Raw genomic sequence first — 18,266 nt, 5'->3', positions numbered from 1 at the left:
AGAGATGAAAAACACAGGAGAGTGGCACGGTGCGCAGATGGACTTCTCGGCATCGATGAGCTACGGCGACTATCTCGCGCTCGAGCCGATCCTCGCGGCGCAGCAGCCGCTGTCGCCTGCGCACGACGAGATGCTGTTCATCGTCCAGCACCAGACCAGCGAGCTGTGGATGAAGCTGATGCTGCACGAGCTGCGTGCCGTGCGCGCCGCGCTGCAACGGGACGAGCTGGCGCACGCGTGCAAGATGCTGACGCGCGTGGCGCGCATCATGGACCAGCTGGTGCACGCGTGGGACGTGCTGGCGACGATGACCCCGCCGGAATACACGGCGCTGCGCGGCTACCTGGGCAAATCGTCCGGTTTCCAGTCGTGGCAGTACCGCGAGATCGAATTCATCCTCGGTAACAAGAACGCCGCGATGCTGGCCGTGCATGCCGGCGTGGCGGCGCGCCATGCGCAGCTGGAGCGGGAGCTGCGGACGCCGTCGCTGTACGACGAAGCCGTCATGCTGCTGGCGCGGCGCGGCTTCGCCATCGCGCCGGACCGCCTGGCGGGCGAGCGGACGTCGCCGGCGGTCGCCGATGACTCGGTGCTGGCCGCCTGGCAGGACGTATATGGTGACCCGCAGCGCCACTGGCCCCTGTACGCGCTGGCGGAAAAGCTGGTCGACCTGGAAACGGCGATGCGGCTGTGGCGCTTCCGCCATGTGGCGACGGTGGAACGCATCATCGGCATGAAGCCCGGCACGGGCGGCACGAACGGCGTCGGCTATTTGCGCAAGATGCTCGAGACGGTTTTGTTCCCGGAACTGTTCGCGCTGCGCACCGAGATCTAGGACGAGAGGACGCATGGATTTCAGTATCAGGGAAAGCGACAAACGGAGCGGCTGCATCGCCGTGGGGGTATTCGAGCAACGGTGCCTGTCGGCGCAGGCACGCGCGCTGGACGGGGACGACGCCATCACGCTGGCGCTGCGCTCCGGCGATATCAGCGGCAAGCCGGGTTCCACGCTGTTGCTGCATGGCGTCGGCGGCGCGGCGCGCGTGCTGCTGGTCGGACTGGGCGACGAGGGCGCGCTCACGCAGGCGGCATTCGCGACGGCGGTGCGTGCCATGCTGGGTGTGTTCGCCACACTGGGCACGGCGCAGGCGACCGTCGCGCTGCCGTTCGACGACGTGGCCGGGAGCGACCGCGCCTGGGCCATCGCGTGCGTGGTCGCGGCCGCGCGCGCGGGCGTGTTCCGGCGCGATGCATTGAAAAGCCGGAAGGATGCGCCGGCGGCGGGCGTCCGGCGCATCGTGCTCGCGGCGACGCCTGACGCGGCGGCGAAGGCCGCCCTGGCCCAGGCATGTGCCATGGCCAATGGCGTGGACCTGTGCAAGACGCTGGGCGACCTGCCGGCGAACATCTGCACACCGGCTCACCTGGCCGACGCGGCACGGCAGCTGGGCCGCGACTGGGGCTGCGGCGTGCAGGTGCTGGGCCGCACGCAGGTCGCGCGGCTGGGCATGGGCTGCCTGCTGGCGGTGGCCGAGGGCAGCGAGGTGCCGCCGCAGTTCATCGTCCTGAAGCACAAAGGCGGCAAGCCGGGCGAGGCGCCGGTGGTCCTGGTGGGTAAGGGCATCACGTTCGACTCAGGCGGCCTCTCGCTCAAGCCCGGCGCGGGCATGGAGGAGATGAAATACGATATGTGCGGCGCGGCGGCGGTGCTCGGGACGTTCCGCGCCATCGCGGAGATGCACCTGCCGCTGAACGTGATCGGCCTCGTCCCGGCCTGCGAGAACCTGCCGTCCGGCCGCGCCGTGAAACCCGGCGACGTCATCACGTCGATGAGCGGCCTGACCGTGGAAGTGCAGAACACGGATGCGGAAGGGCGCCTCGTCCTGTGCGATGCGCTGGCCTACGCGGCGCGCTTCAAGCCCGCCGCCGTGGTCGACATCGCGACCCTGACCGGCGCCTGCGTCTCTGCGCTCGGCCACCACCGTTCGGGGCTCTTCACGCGGTCCGACCCCGAACACGACCGGCTGGCCGATGCGCTGATCGCCGCCGGAAGCGCCAGCGGCGACCCGGCCTGGCGGATGCCGCTCGACGATGCGTACCAGGAGCAGATCAAGTCGGCCTGCGCCGACCTGGCCAACCTGGGCACGCCGGGAGCGGGCAGCATCACGGCGGCCTGCTTCCTCGAGCATTTCACGCGCGCCTACACCTGGGCGCATCTCGATATCGCCGGCACGGCGTGGGAGCAGGGCGGTGCCAAGGGGGCCAGCGGCCGGCCGGTGCCGTTGCTCGTCGCGTTCCTGCGCGCCCGGGCAGGACGGTAGCACCTTCAGGCCGCGCGTGCATAGCGCGCGGGCGGCTGCCCCACGTGCCGCGCGAAGGCGACCGTGAACGTGCTCGCGGAGCTGTAGCCGACACGCTCGGCCACCTCGGCGACGCTGCCCGCGCCGCGGCGCAGCAGGTCTTGCGCCAGCGCCATCCGCCAGGTCAGCAGGTACGTCATCGGCGCCATGCCGACGGTGCGGCTGAAACGGTCGAAGAAGGCGGAGCGCGACAGCGCCGCCTCGCGTGCGAGGTCGGCCACCGTCCAGGCACGGGCGGGGGCCGCATGCAGCGCGCGCAGTGCGTTCGCGAGGCGCGCGTCCGCGAGGCCGCGCACGAGGCCCGGCGAAGGCTGCGTCCCGGTTGCCCCGCGCAGCGCTTCGATCAGCAGTACTTCCAGCAGGCGCGCCAGCACGACCTCGCGTGCGGGACGCTGCGCGCGCGATTCGTCGTTCGCCAGTTGCACGAGCGTGGCCAGCCGGGGCTCGCCGCGCACGTACACGACGCGCGGCAGCAGGGATACGAGCAGGGCCGCGTCGGGCGCCGCGAACTCGCAATGGCCGATGAGGAAGCGCACGTCGGGCGCGCCGTCGGGCGTGCCGTGGCGGACTTCGCCGGGCGCGACCTGCGCGGGAGGCTTGTCGAAGTCGCGTGCGGGCGGCGGGCGCAGGCTGGACATCGCAAACGCGTACGTGGCGGGGATCAGCACGAAGTCGCCGGGTTCGAGCGCGATGGGATCCATGTCGTCGACAGTCAGCAGACACGTGCCGTCGAGTATGGCGCAATACGTCGGCTGGCCCGTTTCCGTGCGTCGCACGCCCCAGCGCCCCGCCGCGCCGACGAGCTTCGTGAAGCGCACGCCCGGCCGCAGCAGGCCGACCACGTCGGTCAAGGGATCGATCATTCCGGACTCTCACAAAAGTATCGTGGACTGGCGATTGTAGCGCGTCCGGACTTCGACGGGTATCGTTCTGGTATCGCCAACCCACACAGGAGTTCCCATGAAAACCGTCATGATCACCGGCTGCTCGTCCGGCTTCGGCCTCGAAATCGCCCGCCATTTCCTCGCAAACGACTGGCACGTCGTCGCCACGATGCGCACGCCGCGCACGGACCTGCTGCCGGCATCGAGCCGCCTGCGCATCGTCGCGCTGGACGTGACGGATGCGGACAGCATCCGCGCCGCCATCGCCGCGGCGGGACCGGTCGACGCGCTCGTCAACAATGCCGGCGTCGGCGTGATCAATCCGCTGGAAGCCGTGTCGATGGAGACGGCGCGTGCCGTGTTCGAGGCGAACACGCTCGGCACGATCGCGATGACGCAGGCCGTGCTGCCGGCCATGCGCGCCCGGCACGCGGGCGTGATCGTGAACGTCACGTCGGTCGTCACCCTCGCGCCCATGCCGCTGCTGTCGGTCTACCGGGGCAGCAAGGCGGCGGTGAATGCGTTCACGGAATCGCTGGCGCTGGAACTGGCGCCGCTGGGCATCCGGGCGCGCCTCGTGCTGCCGGGCCGCGCGCCCGCCACGAGCTTCGGCGAGAATGCCCGCGCGCTCATGCAGGGCGATGTGCCGGCGGAGTACGCGCCGCTGCTGGACGAGGTGTTCAACGGCATGCGCGAGCCGGGGCCGGTCACGCAGGCGCAGGACGTCGCGCAGGCGGTCTGGCGGGCCGTGACGGATCCTGCTGCGCCGATGCGCATTCCCGCGGGCGCGGATGCCGAGGCCCTGGCGGCGTCGCGCTGATTCATTTCCGACAATGCGAGCCGGCGGTTTGTTGCCTTGCGGCATCATTCCGCCTGAGGTACTTCGCGCGCAGCCTGCAACAGGACTACAATAGGGCTCATGATCGCTGCGCAGCCCCAACGCCTATGAAAAACTGGATCAGCCGCCTCCGGGGCGGTTCCGACAACACGGCCGACACCAAGGCGGCTCCCGCCGCGGCGGAGGCGGACGAACACCCGGGTGGCATTCCCGCCGAAATCGAGGCCACGTATTACCGCTGGCTGACCGCGTCCTCCGGCTACGACGCCTCGGACGCCGTCCAGACGGCGATCCTCGACCAGGTGCGCGCGCTCGCGCGCGATCCGGCGAGTGCGGCCGAACTGGTGCCGCGCGTGCCCGAAGTGATCCCGCAACTGCTGCGCAGCCTGCAGGACGAGGCGTCGAATGCCGATCTGGCGCGCCAGGTCGCGCAGGATGTCGTGCTCGTGGCCGAAGTCATCCGCGAGGCGAACAGCGCCTATTACCGGCCGATGTCGCCCGTGAAGACGGTCGAGGCGGCCCTCATGATGCTGGGCCAGAACGGCTTGCGCATGCTGCTGGCGCGCGTCGCGTTCCGGCCGATCATCAAGCTGCAGACGACCGGTTTCACGCGCCTGGCGGCGCCGCACGTCTGGGCCCAGTCCGAGAAATGCGCGCTGGCCGCCAGCCTGATGGCGCCCGGCCTGACTGCGGGGGCGTTCGAAGCCTATCTCTCCGGCCTGATGCAGAACCTGGGTCTCGTCGTCGGTTTCCGCCTGGCCGATCGCCTCTGCGAAGAGAACAAGGTGCCCGGTTCCAGCGAATTCGGGGCGCAGTTGCTGGCCGAAGGCCGCCTGCTGTCGGCCGCCATCGCGAAGCACTGGGACTTCCCGCAGGAGGTTGCCGACGCCATCGCGCATGCCGGCGATGCAGGCGACGAGAACCTGGCGCAAGCGCTCGCGCTGGGCGACCGCATCGCCAAGCTGCGGATGCTGATCGACAGCCATGTGATCGACGAGGACGACGACTTCGTCACCGACGGTCTCGACAACTTCCAGCGCCGCTGCCTCGGCAAGCTGGGCACAGTCGAAAGCTGATCCGCCACATCGTTCTTCTTCCGTGTTGCCACGGCCGGGTTTCCGTGTAATCATGATTTTCAGACACGAAACTTTTGCCTAGGCAATAACTACGCGTGGAGGAGACACGATGATCCGCAAGACGAAGGTTGCATCCCTGCTGCTGGCATTCGCATTGCTGCCCGTGTGCGGCGGCCAGGCCGTGGCCGGACCGCTGGACGAGGCCAAGGCCAGGACGCACCTCGACGCCGTTGCCGCCGGCGACCTGGACGCCCTGATGCGCGACTATGCCGACGACGCTTATATGGAGTGGGTCGGCGGGCCGCTCGACGGCCGTTACCGGGGCAAGGCCGAGATCCGCGCCGTGTGGCAGAAATTCATTGCGGCGAACGGCGGCCAGCCGCGTCCGGCGACGTTCGGCAAGTTGAAGGCGTTCACCAATCCGCGCGGCACGTCGGTGGAGGCCGGCGCCGGCTACGGTGGAAAGTTGCCGATGAAGGTCTGGCACGCGCTGACCTATCGGGAGGGCGATCTCACCACCGAAGTGTGGCAGATCGCGCCCGCGCTGCAGATCGATCCGTAATGCGTCCGCTGGTGCTCGCGGCGCTGCTGCTGACGGGTGGCGCGGGCGCCGCGCCCGTCGAGGTGCTCGTGCAGACGCCGGCCGGCACGCCGCTGGCCGACGCCGCCGTGCTCGTCGAGCCGGTCGCGGGCACGCCTGCGCGCCCGCGTGCGCGCGGCCATGCGGCCATCGAGCAGCGGGGCCGCGAATTCATCCCGTGGATGACCGTCGTGCAGACCGGCACCAGCGTCGACTTCCCCAACAACGACACGATCCGCCACCACGTGTACTCGTTCTCCGAGCCGAAGCGCTTCGAGATCAAGCTGTATGCCGGCAAGCCGGGCCAGCCCGTCGTGTTCGACAAGCCGGGCCAGGTCGACATCGGCTGCAACATCCACGACTGGATGGAGGCGCATGTGCTGGTCGTCGACACGCCATACTTTGCCCGCACGGGCGCGGACGGCCGTGCCACCGTGGCCGGCGTCCCGGCGGGGCGCTACCGCGTGCGGCCGTGGCATCCGCTGCAGAAGGCGGTCGTGGCGCCGCAAGACATCGAGATCGAGAACGGTGAAGCGCCGGTGCGCATGGCCCTCGTGGTCGACGCGCGTCCGCGCCAGCCCAAGCCCCACACCGAGGACGACCCGGACCGTTACTGACATGTCATCGAGATCGCTGCGGCATCGGATCGCCATCGTCTTCGTGGGCCTGCTCGTGCTGGTCATGGGGCTCGTGCTGGCGCTCGTCCACCACAGCAGCGCGCGGATCGTGGAGCGCGAGACGCGGCGCGAACTGGCCGTCGGCGCCAAGGTGTTCCAGCGCCTGCTCGAACAGAACCAGCGCCAGCTCGAGACGGCGGCCGCCGTGTTGTCTGCCGACTTCGCGTTCCGCGAGGCGATCGCCACGCAGGACCAGCCCACCGTGCGCTCCGTGATCCGCAACCATGGCCAGCGCATCCACGCGCAGGTGATGATGGTCGCGGGCACCGATGGCAGGCTGATCGCCACGACCCAGCGCGCCAGCGCGGCCGGCGATCCGTTCCCGTTCCCCGACCTGCTCGCAGCCGCCGAAGCGTCCGGGCGCAGCGCGGGCTTGCGCCAGATGCGCAACGGCCAGCTTTATCAAGTGGTGCTCGTGCCGATCCTGGCGCCCACGCGCATCGCGTGGGTGGCGATGGGCTTCCACGTGGACGACCGCTGGGCGGCCGACATGGCCGGCATCACGGGCCTCGGCGTGCACGTCGTGCGTGCGGGGACGCCCGGCGTGCTCGCGTCCTCCGGCTCACCCGTCGGCACGCAGGATGCGTCCGTGAGCGTGCCGCTGGACGGCGGCCTGCAGGCCGCGCTGCGGCTGCCCGTCGCGCAGGTGCAGGCGCCGTTCGAACAGTTGCAGGGCCGTCTGCTGGGGGTGATCGTCGTGGCCGTGCTGGTGTTCGCGGCCGGCAGCGTGATGCTGGCCGCGCGCATCGTCCGGCCCCTGAATGAATTGTCCGCCGCCGCGCGCCGCATCGCGCAGGGCGATTACGCGCAGCCGCTGCCGCCCGCCCAGGGCGACGAGATCGGACAGCTGGCCGGCAGCTTCGAGCAGATGCGCACGGAGATCGCGAGCCGCGAAGAGCGCATCGCCCGGCTGGCCTACGTGGACGCCTTGACGGACCTGCCCAACCGCACCCGCTTCCTGGAAGCGTTCGCGCGCCTCACGCCGGGGGGCGGCGGGGCCGTGATGGTCGTGAACGTCGACCGCTTCGCCCTCATCAACAATGCGCTGGGCCACCTCGTCGGCGACCGCCTGCTGCGCGCCGTGGCGGGCCAGCTGCAACCGCTGGTGCCGCCAGGCGGCATGCTGGCGCGCCTGTGGGGCGACCAGTTCGCGTTCCTGCTGGAGGGCGCCGGCCTCGAGGCCGCGCGCCGCTTCGCCGACACCGTCCTGGCCGCGCTGCGCGACCCGGTCACGCTGGACGGCCAGCGCCTCGACATCGAGGCCGGCGTCGGCATCGCGCTGTATCCGGACGACGGCCTCGATGCGGCCACGCTGCTGCGGCGCGCCGAGCTGGCGCTGGCCACGGCCAAGCGACGCCATGCCGGTGTCGCGTTCGCGCAGGAGACGGGCGGCGAAACGGCGCACGAGCAGCTGTCCCTCATCGGCGACATGCGGCGCGCCCTGGCGGCCGGCGAATTCACGCTCGCTTATCAACCCAAGCTGGCGCTGGCCGGCGGACGCATCGTGGCGGTGGAAGCGCTGCTGCGCTGGCAGCATCCGGAGCGCGGCAGCATCGCGCCGGCGCGCTTCATCCCGTTCGCCGAGCAGACGGGTTTCATCCGCGAGATCACGCCGTGGGTGCTGGAGTCAAGCGTGCGCCAGGCCGCCGCGTGGCATGCGGCGGGGCTGGACATCGCCGTGTCGGCGAACCTGTCGACCCTGGACCTGCTCGATCCGCACCTGGGCCGGCGCGTGCGCGGCCTGCTGGAACAATACGCGGTGCCGGCGCGCCGCCTGTGCCTGGAGATCACGGAGAGCGCGCTGATGGACGATCCGGCGCTGGCGCAGGCCCACCTCGATGAACTGGCGGGCCTCGGCATCAAGCTGTCGATCGACGACTACGGCGTCGGCCAGGCGTCGCTGGCCTACCTGAAAAGCCTGCCCGTGGACGAGCTGAAGCTCGACCGCAGCTTCATCACCGCCATCACGGAATCGCCGCGCAACGCGGCCATCGTCGAATCGACCATCATGCTGAGCCACGCGCTGGGATTGACGGTCGTCGCGGAGGGCGTGGAGACGCCGGCGGAACTGCGCTGGCTGCGCGAGCACGGCTGCGACATCGCGCAAGGCTACTGCATCGGCCGGCCGATGACGGCGGCGCAGCTGCAGGACTGGCTCGCCGATTTCAGGCTGGACACCGTCGTCTGAGCGTCAGGCGAGGAAGTCGAAGGCGGACATCGGTCGTCCGCCGTTCATCAGGCCGAACAGCGAATTGCTGCCCGCATTCGCGTACTGCTGCACCAGGCTGCTGGCCTGCGCGTTGACGGCCTGGGTCATCTGCGTTTTCTTGTCGCTGAGCGCATCGCGGTCCTTCGCCACGGCCGCGGCCTGGCCGGCGAGCGTACCGCCCGTCGCCAGCTGCTGCGCGATGCCGGCGCCGACCTTGTCCGCGAGGCCCGAGCCGCCGTTCGCGAACACCTTGGCCACCTGGTCCGGGTCAAGCGCGATGGCCGCGTTCAGCTTCGCCTCGTCGACCGCCAGCTTGCCGTTCTTCGCGCTGATGCCAATGGCCGCCAGCGCGGCAGGATCCGTACCGCCGACGAGGCGCGTGACCTGGTCCTGGATCTGCGCGAGCGTGCGGTCGGAGGCGACGTCGTTCGTCTTCAGTGCGGCCAGGCGGCCCGGCATTGCATTGACGGCGTCGGCGAACGCCTTAACGTTTTTCGCGATGGCCGCGTTGTCGCCGGCCAGCGTCACAGTGCCGGTGCCCTTGGCCTTGAGGTCGAGCGTGACGCCGGCGATGGCGCCCGTGACCTTGTTGCCGGCGCTGGTGACCGTCTTGCCGTCGACGTTGACGATGGCATCCTGCGCGGCGCCGGCCTGCGTCACCGCGCCGCGCGTCCCCGGCTGGTAAGCGAGCAGCGCCTGCAGGGCCGGGTCGCCGGAGACGCCGATGCGCATGGCGTTCGCGGCGCCGGGCTGGCTCGTGAGGCTCAGCGCGACGCCCTTGTCGTCGGCGACGAGTTTGGCATCGATGCCGGCCGCCTTGAACGCGGCGGCGATGCCGTCCGGCGTATTGTCGGGCGCGTCGATGCGGATGGTTTTCGTGCTGCCGCCCGCTTCGACCTTGATGAGGGTCGGCGCGCCGCTGCCGATCGGCGTCGTGGCCGTCGGCACCCGGACCGTGACCAGTTGCTGGGCCTGGGCCAGCTGCTTCACGTCGATCTTGTGCGTACCGGCGGCCGCGCCGGACGCCGTGATGCGCGCGTCGAGGAGCTTGCCGTCGACCTGCGTCGCGAGTTTCAGGCCGCTCGCGGCGAGGGTGCCGGCGACGGACCTGACGTCGTCCAGCACGTTGGCCAGCCGCCCCAGCGTGGACAGGCGCGCGTCGTCGCGTTTGATCTGCGCGTCGATGCCCTGCAGGCCGGCGTTGCGGGCGCTCAGCGACTTCACGGCGGCGCCGTACAGGTCGGCCAGGCCCTGGCTGGCGGTGGCCGTCGTCCTCGATGGAATGGTGGTCGTCATGGCTTTGTATTATCCCTGCAAGCTTGCCGTTTCATTTACTGAACATCGTGCAGTTTACCCGTCAATCCCCGCCTTCGCCGCGGCAGGTGGTGCCTCGACGAAGCCGGCGACCGCGCCCACGACTTCGCCCGCCTCGTCGCGCAGGGGCAGGGCATTGATGACGACGTGCAGCCGGTCGTCGTCGGCAAAGCGTAACGTCAGGGACGCGTCGCGCACGACCTCGCCGGTGGCGGCGGCGCGCTGCAGCGGCAACTGGTCGAGGGCCAACTGCCGGTTGCCTTCGTACACGGAGAAGGCCCGCCCGCCGCGATCGTCCGCCACTGGGTTTTGGCCGCGGCGCAGGCGCAGCAGGCGTTCGGCCGCGGGGTTCGCCTTGACGCGCCGGCATTCCCGGTCGCTGGCGACGAACAGCGCGGCGGGCGCCGCCTGCATCACGCCCTCCAGTTCGCTCGTGCGCCGCTGCTCGCGCCGCTGGCTGTCCTGCAGGGCGCCGGCGAGGCGCTGCTGTTCGGTGATTTCCTCGACGACGACAGTCACGCCCAGCAGGGCGCCGTTGCGGTCGATGACCGGGTAGATGCTTTCGCGCCACACGCGGCGCAGGTGCGGCTGGGCCGGCGTCGCGCCATCGAACACGGCGCCCAGGCTGGCGATCCCGCTCGTCATGACCTGGCGGATGCGCAGTTCGGCGCTGGGCGCGATCTCGGGGATGGCGTCGTGGATCGATTTGCCGATGTGGTCTTCGACCGGCAGGCCATTGATCTCGGCCAGCAGCCGGTTGATGCGCACGTAGCGCAGGTCGAGGTCCAGCACGGCCAGTCCGACGGGCACGTGGGCGAACGCGGCTTCCATGGTCAGGATGGCGCGGTGCGTGTCCTGGCTGTCGCGCCGCGCGTCCGCCAGGCGCTGCTGCTGCCATCCCAGCAGAATGGCGATGACCGCCGCAAGCGGCATCAACATCAACAGGAGCTCTGCACTGACAACGGGCACGGCGGCCTCCGCAACACATCGATGGACGTTTCACAAAATATCATTTCCTTTGCGAAATTCCTAATGTATGTACACGACTGCGCGGCGCTGAACGAGGGAAATGGAAATGCAAACCTTTCCATATGTGGCGGCGCAACATCACTGGGTAAATTGATAACAGTAATTTTACGTATTTCAAAGATTTGTCGGATCAATAATAATCGGCCGCATCCAGAAGAAAGAGGAGGCCCATGTCATTTCTAATCGTTCTCGCCGCGCTGGCGTTCCTGATGTTTGCCGCCTATCGCGGCTACAGCGTCATCCTGTTTGCCCCGATCGCCGCCCTGGGGGCGGTGCTGCTCACGGCGCCGGACGCCGTCGCGCCCGTGTTCACCGGCATCTTCATGGAAAAGATGGTCGGCTTCGTCAAGCTGTACTTTCCCGTGTTCATGCTGGGCGCCGTGTTCGGCAAGGTGATCGAGTTGTCCGGCTTTTCGGAATCCATCGTCAACGCCGCCATCCGCTACATCGGCCGCTCGCGTGCGAACGCCGTGATCGTCGCCGTGTGCGCACTGCTGACCTATGGCGGCGTGTCGCTGTTCGTCGTCGTGTTCGCGGTGTACCCGTTCGCGGCCGAGCTCTACCGCCAGAGCAACATTCCGAAACGCCTGATGCCGGGTGCCATCGCGCTGGGCGCGTTCTCGTTCACGATGGATTCGCTGCCGGGCACGCCGCAGATCCAGAACATCATCCCGACGACGTTCTTCAAGACGACGTCGTGGGCCGCGCCGGTGCTGGGCACCGTCGGTTCGCTGTTCATCATCGTCGTGGGCCTGTCGTACCTGGAGTGGCGCCGCCGCGCCGCGCTGGCGCGGGGTGAAGGCTACGGCACGTCGCTCGTCAACGAGCCGGAACGCACGCAGGCGACCTCGCTGCCGCATCCGGCGCTGGCGATCCTGCCGCTGATCGTCGTGGGCGTCGCGAACTTCGTCCTCACGCGCATGATCCCGCAATGGTATGGCGATTCGTTCACGGTGCCGGCCGAGATCCTGCCGGGCGTGCACACGCCGGTGACGGCCACGATCAAGACCGTCGTCGCGATCTGGGCGGTGGAGGCGGCGCTGCTGCTGGGGATCGTCGTCGTGATCCTGACCGCGTTTCGGCGCGTGAGCGCCCGTTTCGCGGACGGGTCGAAGGCGGCCGTCGGCGGCGCGCTGCTGGCCGCGATGAACACGGCGTCGGAGTACGGCTTCGGCGGCGTGATCGCGGCACTGCCGGGCTTCATCGTCGTCAGCGATGCCTTGAAAAGCATCCCGAATCCGCTGGTGAATGCGGCCGTGTCGGTGAGTTCCCTCGCGGGCATCACGGGTTCGGCGTCGGGCGGCATGAGCATCGCGCTGGCCGCGATGTCCGACCTGTTCATCAAGGGTGCGCAGGCCGCGCAGATCCCGCTGGAAGTGTTGCACCGCGTGGTGTCGATGGCCAGCGGCGGCATGGACACCTTGCCGCACAACGGCGCCGTCATCACGCTGCTCGCGGTGACGGGGCTTACGCACAAGGAATCATATCGCGAGATCTTTGCGGTGACCGTCATCAAGACGGTGGCGGTGTTCTTCGTGATCGCGTTTTATTACGTGACCGGGCTGGTGTAACGCGCCGCCCCGCGCAAGGGCGGCGCATACGACGTCAGCCGCGCTTGCGCTTGTACGCCGCCGCCATGCCCAGCAGCGCCGTCATCGCGAGCAATGCGGACGACGGCTCCGGCACCTCGGCCGCGGCCGCGGTGGCCGCCGTGACCGTGAACGTGTCGCCCGCGCGCAGGCCTCGCGTATCCAGCAGCCAGTCGGTGGCGCCCGGCATGCCCAATGCATTCCCGAACTGGAACTCGGCCCATTCCGGTGCGCTGAACACGACGTTCGCCGTGTGCGCACCGGACGTCGTCGAGCCGACCGTGCCGAAGGCCGGCGTCACGCTGCCGGCCGCGAAGAAGGCGATGCCGTTCAACGAGAAGCTGAATTCGTCGAGCGCGGTGCCGGCCAGGTTGCGCACGAGCGCGTTGAAGGCGAGGGGGCCCGCCAGGTCGCCCGCTTCCAGCACGAAGCTGAAGGTCGTCGGCGTGAACGTGGCGAGGTCGAGGTCGAACGCGGCCAGGCCTGCGCCGCTGTAATCCGTCACGGCGTTCGTGCCCGAGGTGGCGGTCAGGATCGCGGCCTGGGACAGTTGCGGCAGTGCCAGCGCGGCCGCCAGGGCGAATGCGCCGATGAGTGTGGTCTTCATGTCGTATCCTTTCGATGGCGGATCAGAGCGGGCCCCTGGCCCATGGACCGGAGATCGCGAACGTGATGCCCGGGGTCTGGATGTTGACGAACAGGTAGCGGCCCGTCGGATCGAAGCAGGCGCCGGCGAACTCGTTGCCGCGGTGGTCGCCCGCCAGCGTATTCAGTTTGCCGGCCGCGTTCAGTTGTGCCGTCGTCAGCTGCACGTTGTTCTTGGCGAAGATGTAGGCGTCGCCGGTTTGCGTGATGCCCATCAGGCGCTGGCCGTAGCCGAAGGCGTCGGTCGTGGCCGTGGACGCGTCCTCGCAGATCAGGATGGCGTTGCGCGGGCTGACCGTGAGGTTGTCGCCCATATTGCCCACCGTCGTATTCGGGCTCGAATAGATGCAGCGCAGGACCTGCGTGGCGAGGTCCAGTTCCCAGATCGCGCCGCGCGCCACGCTGCCGCCCGACGTATCCATCACGTACATCTTGCCTTGCGCGTACCAGATGCCTTCGCCGCGGTTCATGCGCAGCGCGCCCTGCAGCCAGCCCTGTACGAACGGGCCGGCGGCGTTGTTGATCGTCGTGCCGGACGGCCCCGTCGCGTTGCCGCGGTTCTGGTCCGGATTCGCGATGGGCACCCATTCCAGCACGTAGGCGTCGCCTTTCAGCGCGCCTGCCACGTTGGCGTTCGGCGTGCCTTTTACTCGCGCCATCTGCAGCACGCCGCCCCGCGCCAGCGCGCCGTAGCCGCCGTTTTTATCGTCCGGGATGTAGCGGTAGAAGCCCGACTTGCCCGACGAATCCTCCGTCATGTAGACGATGCTCGTGGCCGGATCGACGGCCGCTGCCTCGTGCGCGAAGCGGCCCATGCCGACGATGGGCTGGCCCGTCGTCTGCGTGGTGTCCGGCGACACTTCGAACACATAGCCGTGCTTCTTGCCCGATGCAGTGACGTTGTCCGAGCCGATCTCCTCGCACGACAGCCATGTGCCCCACGGCGTGATGCCGCCGGCGCAGTTGCCGTCCGTGCCGCCCAGGCTCGGGGTCACGCTGACCCAGGCGCCGTCGCGGAACAGCAGGTTCGTCGTGCCGCCGCCCAGCACCGTGGTCGCGCCGGCGCTGCTCGCGCCCGTGTCGTATGCGCCGAACGCGTTGATGAATTTGTTCGGACTGACGGCGTGCGCCTCGTGGTTGCGGACCAGGACGAGCTCCGTGCTGCGGCCCACCTTGCGCGTCAGGACGACGCCCATGCCGTCGTGCGCGGCGGGGCAGGGCTTGCCGTCGGTCATCGTGTCGCCGGTCCAGCCGAAGCTCTTGTACGTGAAGCCGGCCGGCAGTTGCAGCAGCGGCAGGCCGGTGGTCAGATCGTTGACGGGGGCGATGGGGCCGTACGGGCTGTCGATCAGGGCGCTGACGCCGCCGGCGGCCAGCGCCTCGCGTGCCTGCAGGGCGGCGAAGGCGCCGACGAAGGGGAGCGTGCCCATGCCTTTCAGCAGGTTGCGCCGGGAGGCCGAGATGTCGTTGTGAGTCATGCTGAGCTTTCTCCATAGGGATGGATTGCGCCGGCACTTCGCGGCCGGTCCGCCGTGCCGGAATGGCACGTGCTCATGCATTAAAACAAACGAAAACTACCGTTCGATGACAGCAAAAAGACAATGTTCAGAGGGGCGTAACGACCCGCACCACCGTCTCGCAATAGTCGCGGAAGCCCATGCGCAAATAAAAGTCGTGGGCGGCCTGGTTGGCGCTCATCACGTGCAGGAACGGGATCTCGCCGCGCGCCAGCTGGCGCAGGATGACCTTCTGCATCAGGCGCTTCGCGTAGCCGCGGCCCTGGTAGTCCGGGTGCGTGCACACGCCGCTGATTTCGCGATAGGGGCCCGCCGTCGTGCGTTCTCCGGCCATCGCGACGAGACGGCCATCGTCGAACAGGCCGAAGTATGCGCCCATCTCGATCGTGCGCGGACCGAACGGGCCGGGACGCGTCAGCCGGGCCAGCGCCAGCGCCTCGTCCGCGTGGCGGGCTCCCAACGGCAGGGCGTCCGGTGCGGGATCCTCGGCCGGGCCCGGGCGGCCATCCCATACGAGGCGGAACATCTTCGCATTGACCTCGATGCGCCAGCCGTCCGGCGCGGGGCCGGACCAGACGTCGCAATAAAACTGTTCGCCGGGCGTGCAGAACGGGCGCAGCGCGGCGAAGTCGGGCTGCTGCGGATCGGGAAAGCCGACGATGGGTGAAAAGCCGGGGCATAGCGGCGCGCACGGTCGGTGCCGGAGGAGAGGTGGCGGTGCGGGCCGTCGAGGCAGTTCCAGAAGATGTTGTCGAGCGGGTGGGCCATGGTCCTTATCATGCAGGCAGCTTCAGGATCCAGTCAAGCAGCGGCCGGGCCGCGTCTTCCCAGTGCGGATCGAGCATCAGCGCATGCGCCAGCTGCGGCACGACGTGCGGTTTCACGCCGTAGTAAGTCGCGGTGCCGCGCACGGCGTCGGAACGGATGAAGCGGTCGTCCTCGCCACCCAGCACGAACATGGACGGCGCCTGCCAGGGCATCGGCGCGAACGGCCGCCAGCCCTGCAGTTCGATGCCCACGTGGCGCGACTCGCCCTGCACGCGGCGCGCGAAGCGGGCATAGTCGGCGTCGGGCAGGTCGTCGGAAAACAGGTGGCGGCGCATGATTTCGGGGTCGAGCGTCTGCGGTTCGGCGAAGGAGAGGCGCGCCAGCTGCTGGAACAGGTCGGGCGACGACAGCATCATCTGCCACGCCGAATACGCGAGGCCCCACGGCGGGACGGACGCGAGCAGCGCGACGCCGGCCGCGTGGCCGCCGCTGCGGATCCAGTCCTGCACGACGGCGCCCCCGAGCGAGTGGCCGACGACGACGAGCGGCCCGTCGCCCAGCCGCGCGATGGTCGTGCGCAAGTCCTCCGTGTAGTCGGCCAGCCGCCAGTCGTTCAGTCGTTCGCGCCCGCCGCTGCCGCCGTGGCCGCGCAGGCTGAGCGCATGCACTTCGAAGCCGGCGTCGGCGAGCCAGGGCATGACGTGCTCTTCCCACACCCAGGCGCCCACGCAGATGCCGTGCACCAGCAGCAGGCGCGGGCTGTCCGGGCGGGGCGTTGCCGGGCGGCGCGTGATCAGTTCGAGTTCCATGCGGTCGTCGTGAGTCGCTCTCGACTGTATGGTAGCGCAAACGGACAAGGTCAGTGACGCCAGATTGTTGGGCCAGGCCGAACAGACTTCGCCATTTCTGAACATTTATCGCGCCTGCGCGAATGCCGACAATGCCTGCACCGGCGACATCCGTTGCCATTCACGACAAGGAAGAATCATGCCATTCGCAAACTTCAAATTCCCGGAAGGCGTCGTCGACGCGGCCAGCAAGGAAGAGATCATTCACCGCACGACGGCCATGTTCGTCGAGTTTTTCGGCGAGCAGGCCCGGCCCTATTCGATGGTGCTGGTGGAAGAGGTCGCCGACGGCGGCTGGGGCAGGGCGGACGAGACGCTGACCCTCGCCAGGATGGGGCTGACCAAGCCGGAATAGACGCAAGGTTACAACGGTCCGCCAACCATATGATAGAAATGTGGCGAGCGTATTGATATACTGAAACAATTCTTTGTGGAAAAGAATGTAACCGACTTCATATCGAGCCCGCGCCATGTATCGACACTCAACAGGAATCACCGCCCTCAGCGCCGCACGGACCCGGGGGTTCACGCTGATCGAACTCATCGTCGTCATCGTCATCCTCGGCATCCTGTCCGCGGTCGCGTTGCCGAAATTCGCGGACGTCGGGGGCGACGCCCGCAAGGCGTCGATCCAGGCACTGACCGGCTCCGTCAACACGGGCATCAAGCTGGTCAAATCCCTGACCGCGATCCGCGGCGCGGGCACGTCGGCCGGCATCACCAACCTGACGTACGTCAGCATGGACTCCGGTACCCAGGTGCGTGTCTGGAGCGGCTATCCGGATCGCTGGTGCGACGGTATCGGCGCGGTGCTGCAAGGCATGACCGTGCCCGGCGGCGGCTGCTATCTCAAGTCGACGGCGGTCGAGGTCGATGGCTATACGTTCTACGGGTACGGCAACGACAAGCTGCCCAACGGCGACGCCGGATGGCGCATCGAGAGTGCGCCGGATCCGAAGCAATGTTCTGTGCAGTACACTTATAACGGTACCGGCGTTCCCATCGTCACGCCGAATACCGACGGGTGCTGAGCCGGTGACAGCCGAGGCCGCTTGATTGCGGCTGCAATGCATTAGCGCGCCGCGGAGGCGTGCTTTTCGGTAGCATGGGGTGTCCATACAATCGGTTCAATGTCGATGGAGACCCAATCCTCAACCGCCGCGTCCTGCGTCGACGACGTGCTCATCACGGCGGAACTGGAGCGGCGTCCGCGCCGGGCGCCGGACTACGCGGCGGAAAACCGCGCGATGGCCGCGCTCGCCCGGCAGCTGGCCATCGATCCGCATGGCGTCCCCCAGAAACTGGCCGAGCTGGTGCTCGACTTGTGCGACGCCGGGTCGGCCGGCATCAGCCTGCTCGAGGAACAGGACGGGCACCGGTACTTCCGCTGGCACGCGGCGGCCGGGCTGTTCGCGGACCACCTGGGCGGCACAATCGACTTCGGCGTCAGTCCGTGCGGCATCGTGGTCGACCGCAATCAAACCATGCTCATGCGGCACGGCGAACGCTGCTTCGCGGCGATGGCCGGCTTCGAGCCGCCGATGATCGAAAACCTGCTCGTGCCGTGGACGGCGGAGGGCCGCGCGGTGGGCACCGTGTGGGTGATCAGCCATCGCCGCGACCGGGAATTCGATGCCGAGGATGCGCGCGTGCTGCGCAACCTGGCCGATTTCGCGGCCGCCGCGTACCAGGCCATCATCGCGCTCGAGGAAACGGCCGAGGGCCGGCGCGAGCTCGTGCAGGCTGCCGAGGAGCGCACGCGCGTGCTGGCCGGCCACAACCGTATGCTCGAACACGAGATCGCCCAGCGCCGCCAGGCCGACGACGCGCTGCGTGCCAGCGAGCAGCGCTACCGCGACCTGATCGGCGCGATCCCGGCCGGCGTCGTCGCCTGCGACGCGGCGGGGACGGTCGTGTTCCACAACGCCTGCG

Annotated in this window: 17 protein-coding genes and 1 pseudogene; 11 read left to right on the top strand and 7 right to left on the bottom strand. The window is 68.7% G+C overall.

Annotation, left to right across the window (positions count from 1 at the left end):
• Nucleotides 1-4 precede the first annotated feature (4 nt).
• A complete protein-coding gene (gene kynA / locus P0M04_RS01750; protein WP_259449040.1) occupies nucleotides 5-835 on the top strand; it encodes a tryptophan 2,3-dioxygenase in 831 nt (276 codons plus the stop codon).
• Between the two features lie 13 nt (nucleotides 836-848).
• Entirely contained in the window at nucleotides 849-2,321 is a 1,473-nt protein-coding gene (locus P0M04_RS01745) for a leucyl aminopeptidase (protein WP_259449041.1), read from the top strand.
• Between the two features lie 5 nt (nucleotides 2,322-2,326).
• Here the strand turns inward: P0M04_RS01745 and P0M04_RS01740 are convergent, their stop codons facing one another.
• On the bottom strand, nucleotides 2,327-3,223 hold the full coding sequence (locus tag P0M04_RS01740) for an AraC family transcriptional regulator (RefSeq protein ID WP_259449042.1): 897 nt from the start codon (nucleotides 3,221-3,223) through the stop codon (nucleotides 2,327-2,329).
• Between the two features lie 97 nt (nucleotides 3,224-3,320).
• Between P0M04_RS01740 and P0M04_RS01735 the strand changes: the two genes are divergently transcribed.
• From P0M04_RS01735 to P0M04_RS01715, 5 genes are all read left to right on the top strand, one after another.
• A complete protein-coding gene (locus P0M04_RS01735) occupies nucleotides 3,321-4,064 on the top strand; it encodes an SDR family oxidoreductase (protein WP_259449043.1) in 744 nt (247 codons plus the stop codon).
• 125 nt (nucleotides 4,065-4,189) lie between these two features.
• Nucleotides 4,190-5,158, top strand: coding sequence for an HDOD domain-containing protein (locus P0M04_RS01730; RefSeq protein WP_259449044.1), 969 nt, complete (start codon nucleotides 4,190-4,192; stop codon nucleotides 5,156-5,158).
• A gap of 109 nt (nucleotides 5,159-5,267) precedes the next feature.
• Nucleotides 5,268-5,720 carry a nuclear transport factor 2 family protein gene (locus tag P0M04_RS01725; RefSeq protein WP_259449045.1) on the top strand — a complete coding sequence of 151 codons (453 nt, stop codon included), beginning with the start codon at nucleotides 5,268-5,270 and terminating at the stop codon, nucleotides 5,718-5,720.
• A complete protein-coding gene (locus tag P0M04_RS01720) occupies nucleotides 5,720-6,355 on the top strand; it encodes a methylamine utilization protein (RefSeq protein ID WP_259449046.1) in 636 nt (211 codons plus the stop codon). Before P0M04_RS01725 ends, P0M04_RS01720 begins: the two co-directional genes overlap by 1 nt.
• A gap of 1 nt (nucleotide 6,356) precedes the next feature.
• A complete protein-coding gene (locus P0M04_RS01715; RefSeq protein ID WP_259449047.1) occupies nucleotides 6,357-8,603 on the top strand; it encodes a putative bifunctional diguanylate cyclase/phosphodiesterase in 2,247 nt (748 codons plus the stop codon).
• A 3-nt stretch (nucleotides 8,604-8,606) separates the two neighbouring features.
• On the opposite strand, the gene fliD is transcribed toward P0M04_RS01715, so the two are convergent.
• Together fliD and P0M04_RS01705 are read right to left on the bottom strand one after the other, a co-directional pair.
• On the bottom strand, nucleotides 8,607-9,920 hold the full coding sequence (gene fliD / locus P0M04_RS01710; RefSeq protein ID WP_259449048.1) for a flagellar filament capping protein FliD: 1,314 nt from the start codon (nucleotides 9,918-9,920) through the stop codon (nucleotides 8,607-8,609).
• 54 nt (nucleotides 9,921-9,974) lie between these two features.
• Nucleotides 9,975-10,877 (bottom strand): PAS domain-containing protein, encoded by a 903-nt coding sequence (locus tag P0M04_RS01705; protein WP_259449049.1) that lies wholly within the window; start codon nucleotides 10,875-10,877, stop codon nucleotides 9,975-9,977.
• A gap of 260 nt (nucleotides 10,878-11,137) precedes the next feature.
• Between P0M04_RS01705 and P0M04_RS01700 the strand changes: the two genes are divergently transcribed.
• Nucleotides 11,138-12,538, top strand: coding sequence for a GntP family permease (locus P0M04_RS01700; protein ID WP_259449050.1), 1,401 nt, complete (start codon nucleotides 11,138-11,140; stop codon nucleotides 12,536-12,538).
• A 34-nt stretch (nucleotides 12,539-12,572) separates the two neighbouring features.
• Here the strand turns inward: P0M04_RS01700 and P0M04_RS01695 are convergent, their stop codons facing one another.
• From P0M04_RS01695 to P0M04_RS01680, 4 genes are all read right to left on the bottom strand, one after another.
• The gene (locus P0M04_RS01695; protein ID WP_259449051.1) at nucleotides 12,573-13,163 is read right to left on the bottom strand and encodes a PEP-CTERM sorting domain-containing protein; all 591 of its coding nucleotides are present in this window, start codon (nucleotides 13,161-13,163) and stop codon (nucleotides 12,573-12,575) included.
• A gap of 22 nt (nucleotides 13,164-13,185) precedes the next feature.
• Entirely contained in the window at nucleotides 13,186-14,679 is a 1,494-nt protein-coding gene (locus P0M04_RS01690; RefSeq protein ID WP_259449052.1) for a PhoX family protein, read from the bottom strand.
• Between the two features lie 127 nt (nucleotides 14,680-14,806).
• Nucleotides 14,807-15,244 (bottom strand): GNAT family N-acetyltransferase, encoded by a 438-nt coding sequence (locus tag P0M04_RS01685; protein ID WP_281042352.1) that lies wholly within the window; start codon nucleotides 15,242-15,244, stop codon nucleotides 14,807-14,809.
• A gap of 250 nt (nucleotides 15,245-15,494) precedes the next feature.
• Complete coding sequence (locus P0M04_RS01680; RefSeq protein ID WP_259449054.1) at nucleotides 15,495-16,295, bottom strand: alpha/beta hydrolase; 801 nt, start codon at nucleotides 16,293-16,295, stop codon at nucleotides 15,495-15,497.
• Nucleotides 16,296-16,473: 178 nt separating this feature from the next.
• On the opposite strand from P0M04_RS01680, the gene P0M04_RS01675 reads away from it, so the two are divergent.
• The 3 genes and pseudogenes from P0M04_RS01675 to P0M04_RS01665 all read left to right on the top strand — a co-directional run.
• The gene (locus P0M04_RS01675) at nucleotides 16,474-16,689 is read left to right on the top strand and encodes a tautomerase family protein (RefSeq protein ID WP_259449055.1); all 216 of its coding nucleotides are present in this window, start codon (nucleotides 16,474-16,476) and stop codon (nucleotides 16,687-16,689) included.
• Between the two features lie 115 nt (nucleotides 16,690-16,804).
• Complete coding sequence (locus tag P0M04_RS01670; RefSeq protein ID WP_259449056.1) at nucleotides 16,805-17,365, top strand: prepilin-type N-terminal cleavage/methylation domain-containing protein; 561 nt, start codon at nucleotides 16,805-16,807, stop codon at nucleotides 17,363-17,365.
• Between the two features lie 99 nt (nucleotides 17,366-17,464).
• Nucleotides 17,465-17,959, top strand: a pseudogene (locus P0M04_RS01665) (hypothetical protein); the annotation flags it as partial.
• Between the last annotated feature and the right edge of the window lie 307 nt (nucleotides 17,960-18,266).

The organism is Telluria mixta (assembly GCF_029223865.1).
Lineage (GTDB): Bacteria > Pseudomonadota > Gammaproteobacteria > Burkholderiales > Burkholderiaceae_D > Telluria > Telluria mixta.
Note: the sequence above shows the minus strand (reverse complement) of the source record. Positions and strands in the feature narration are given on the sequence as shown.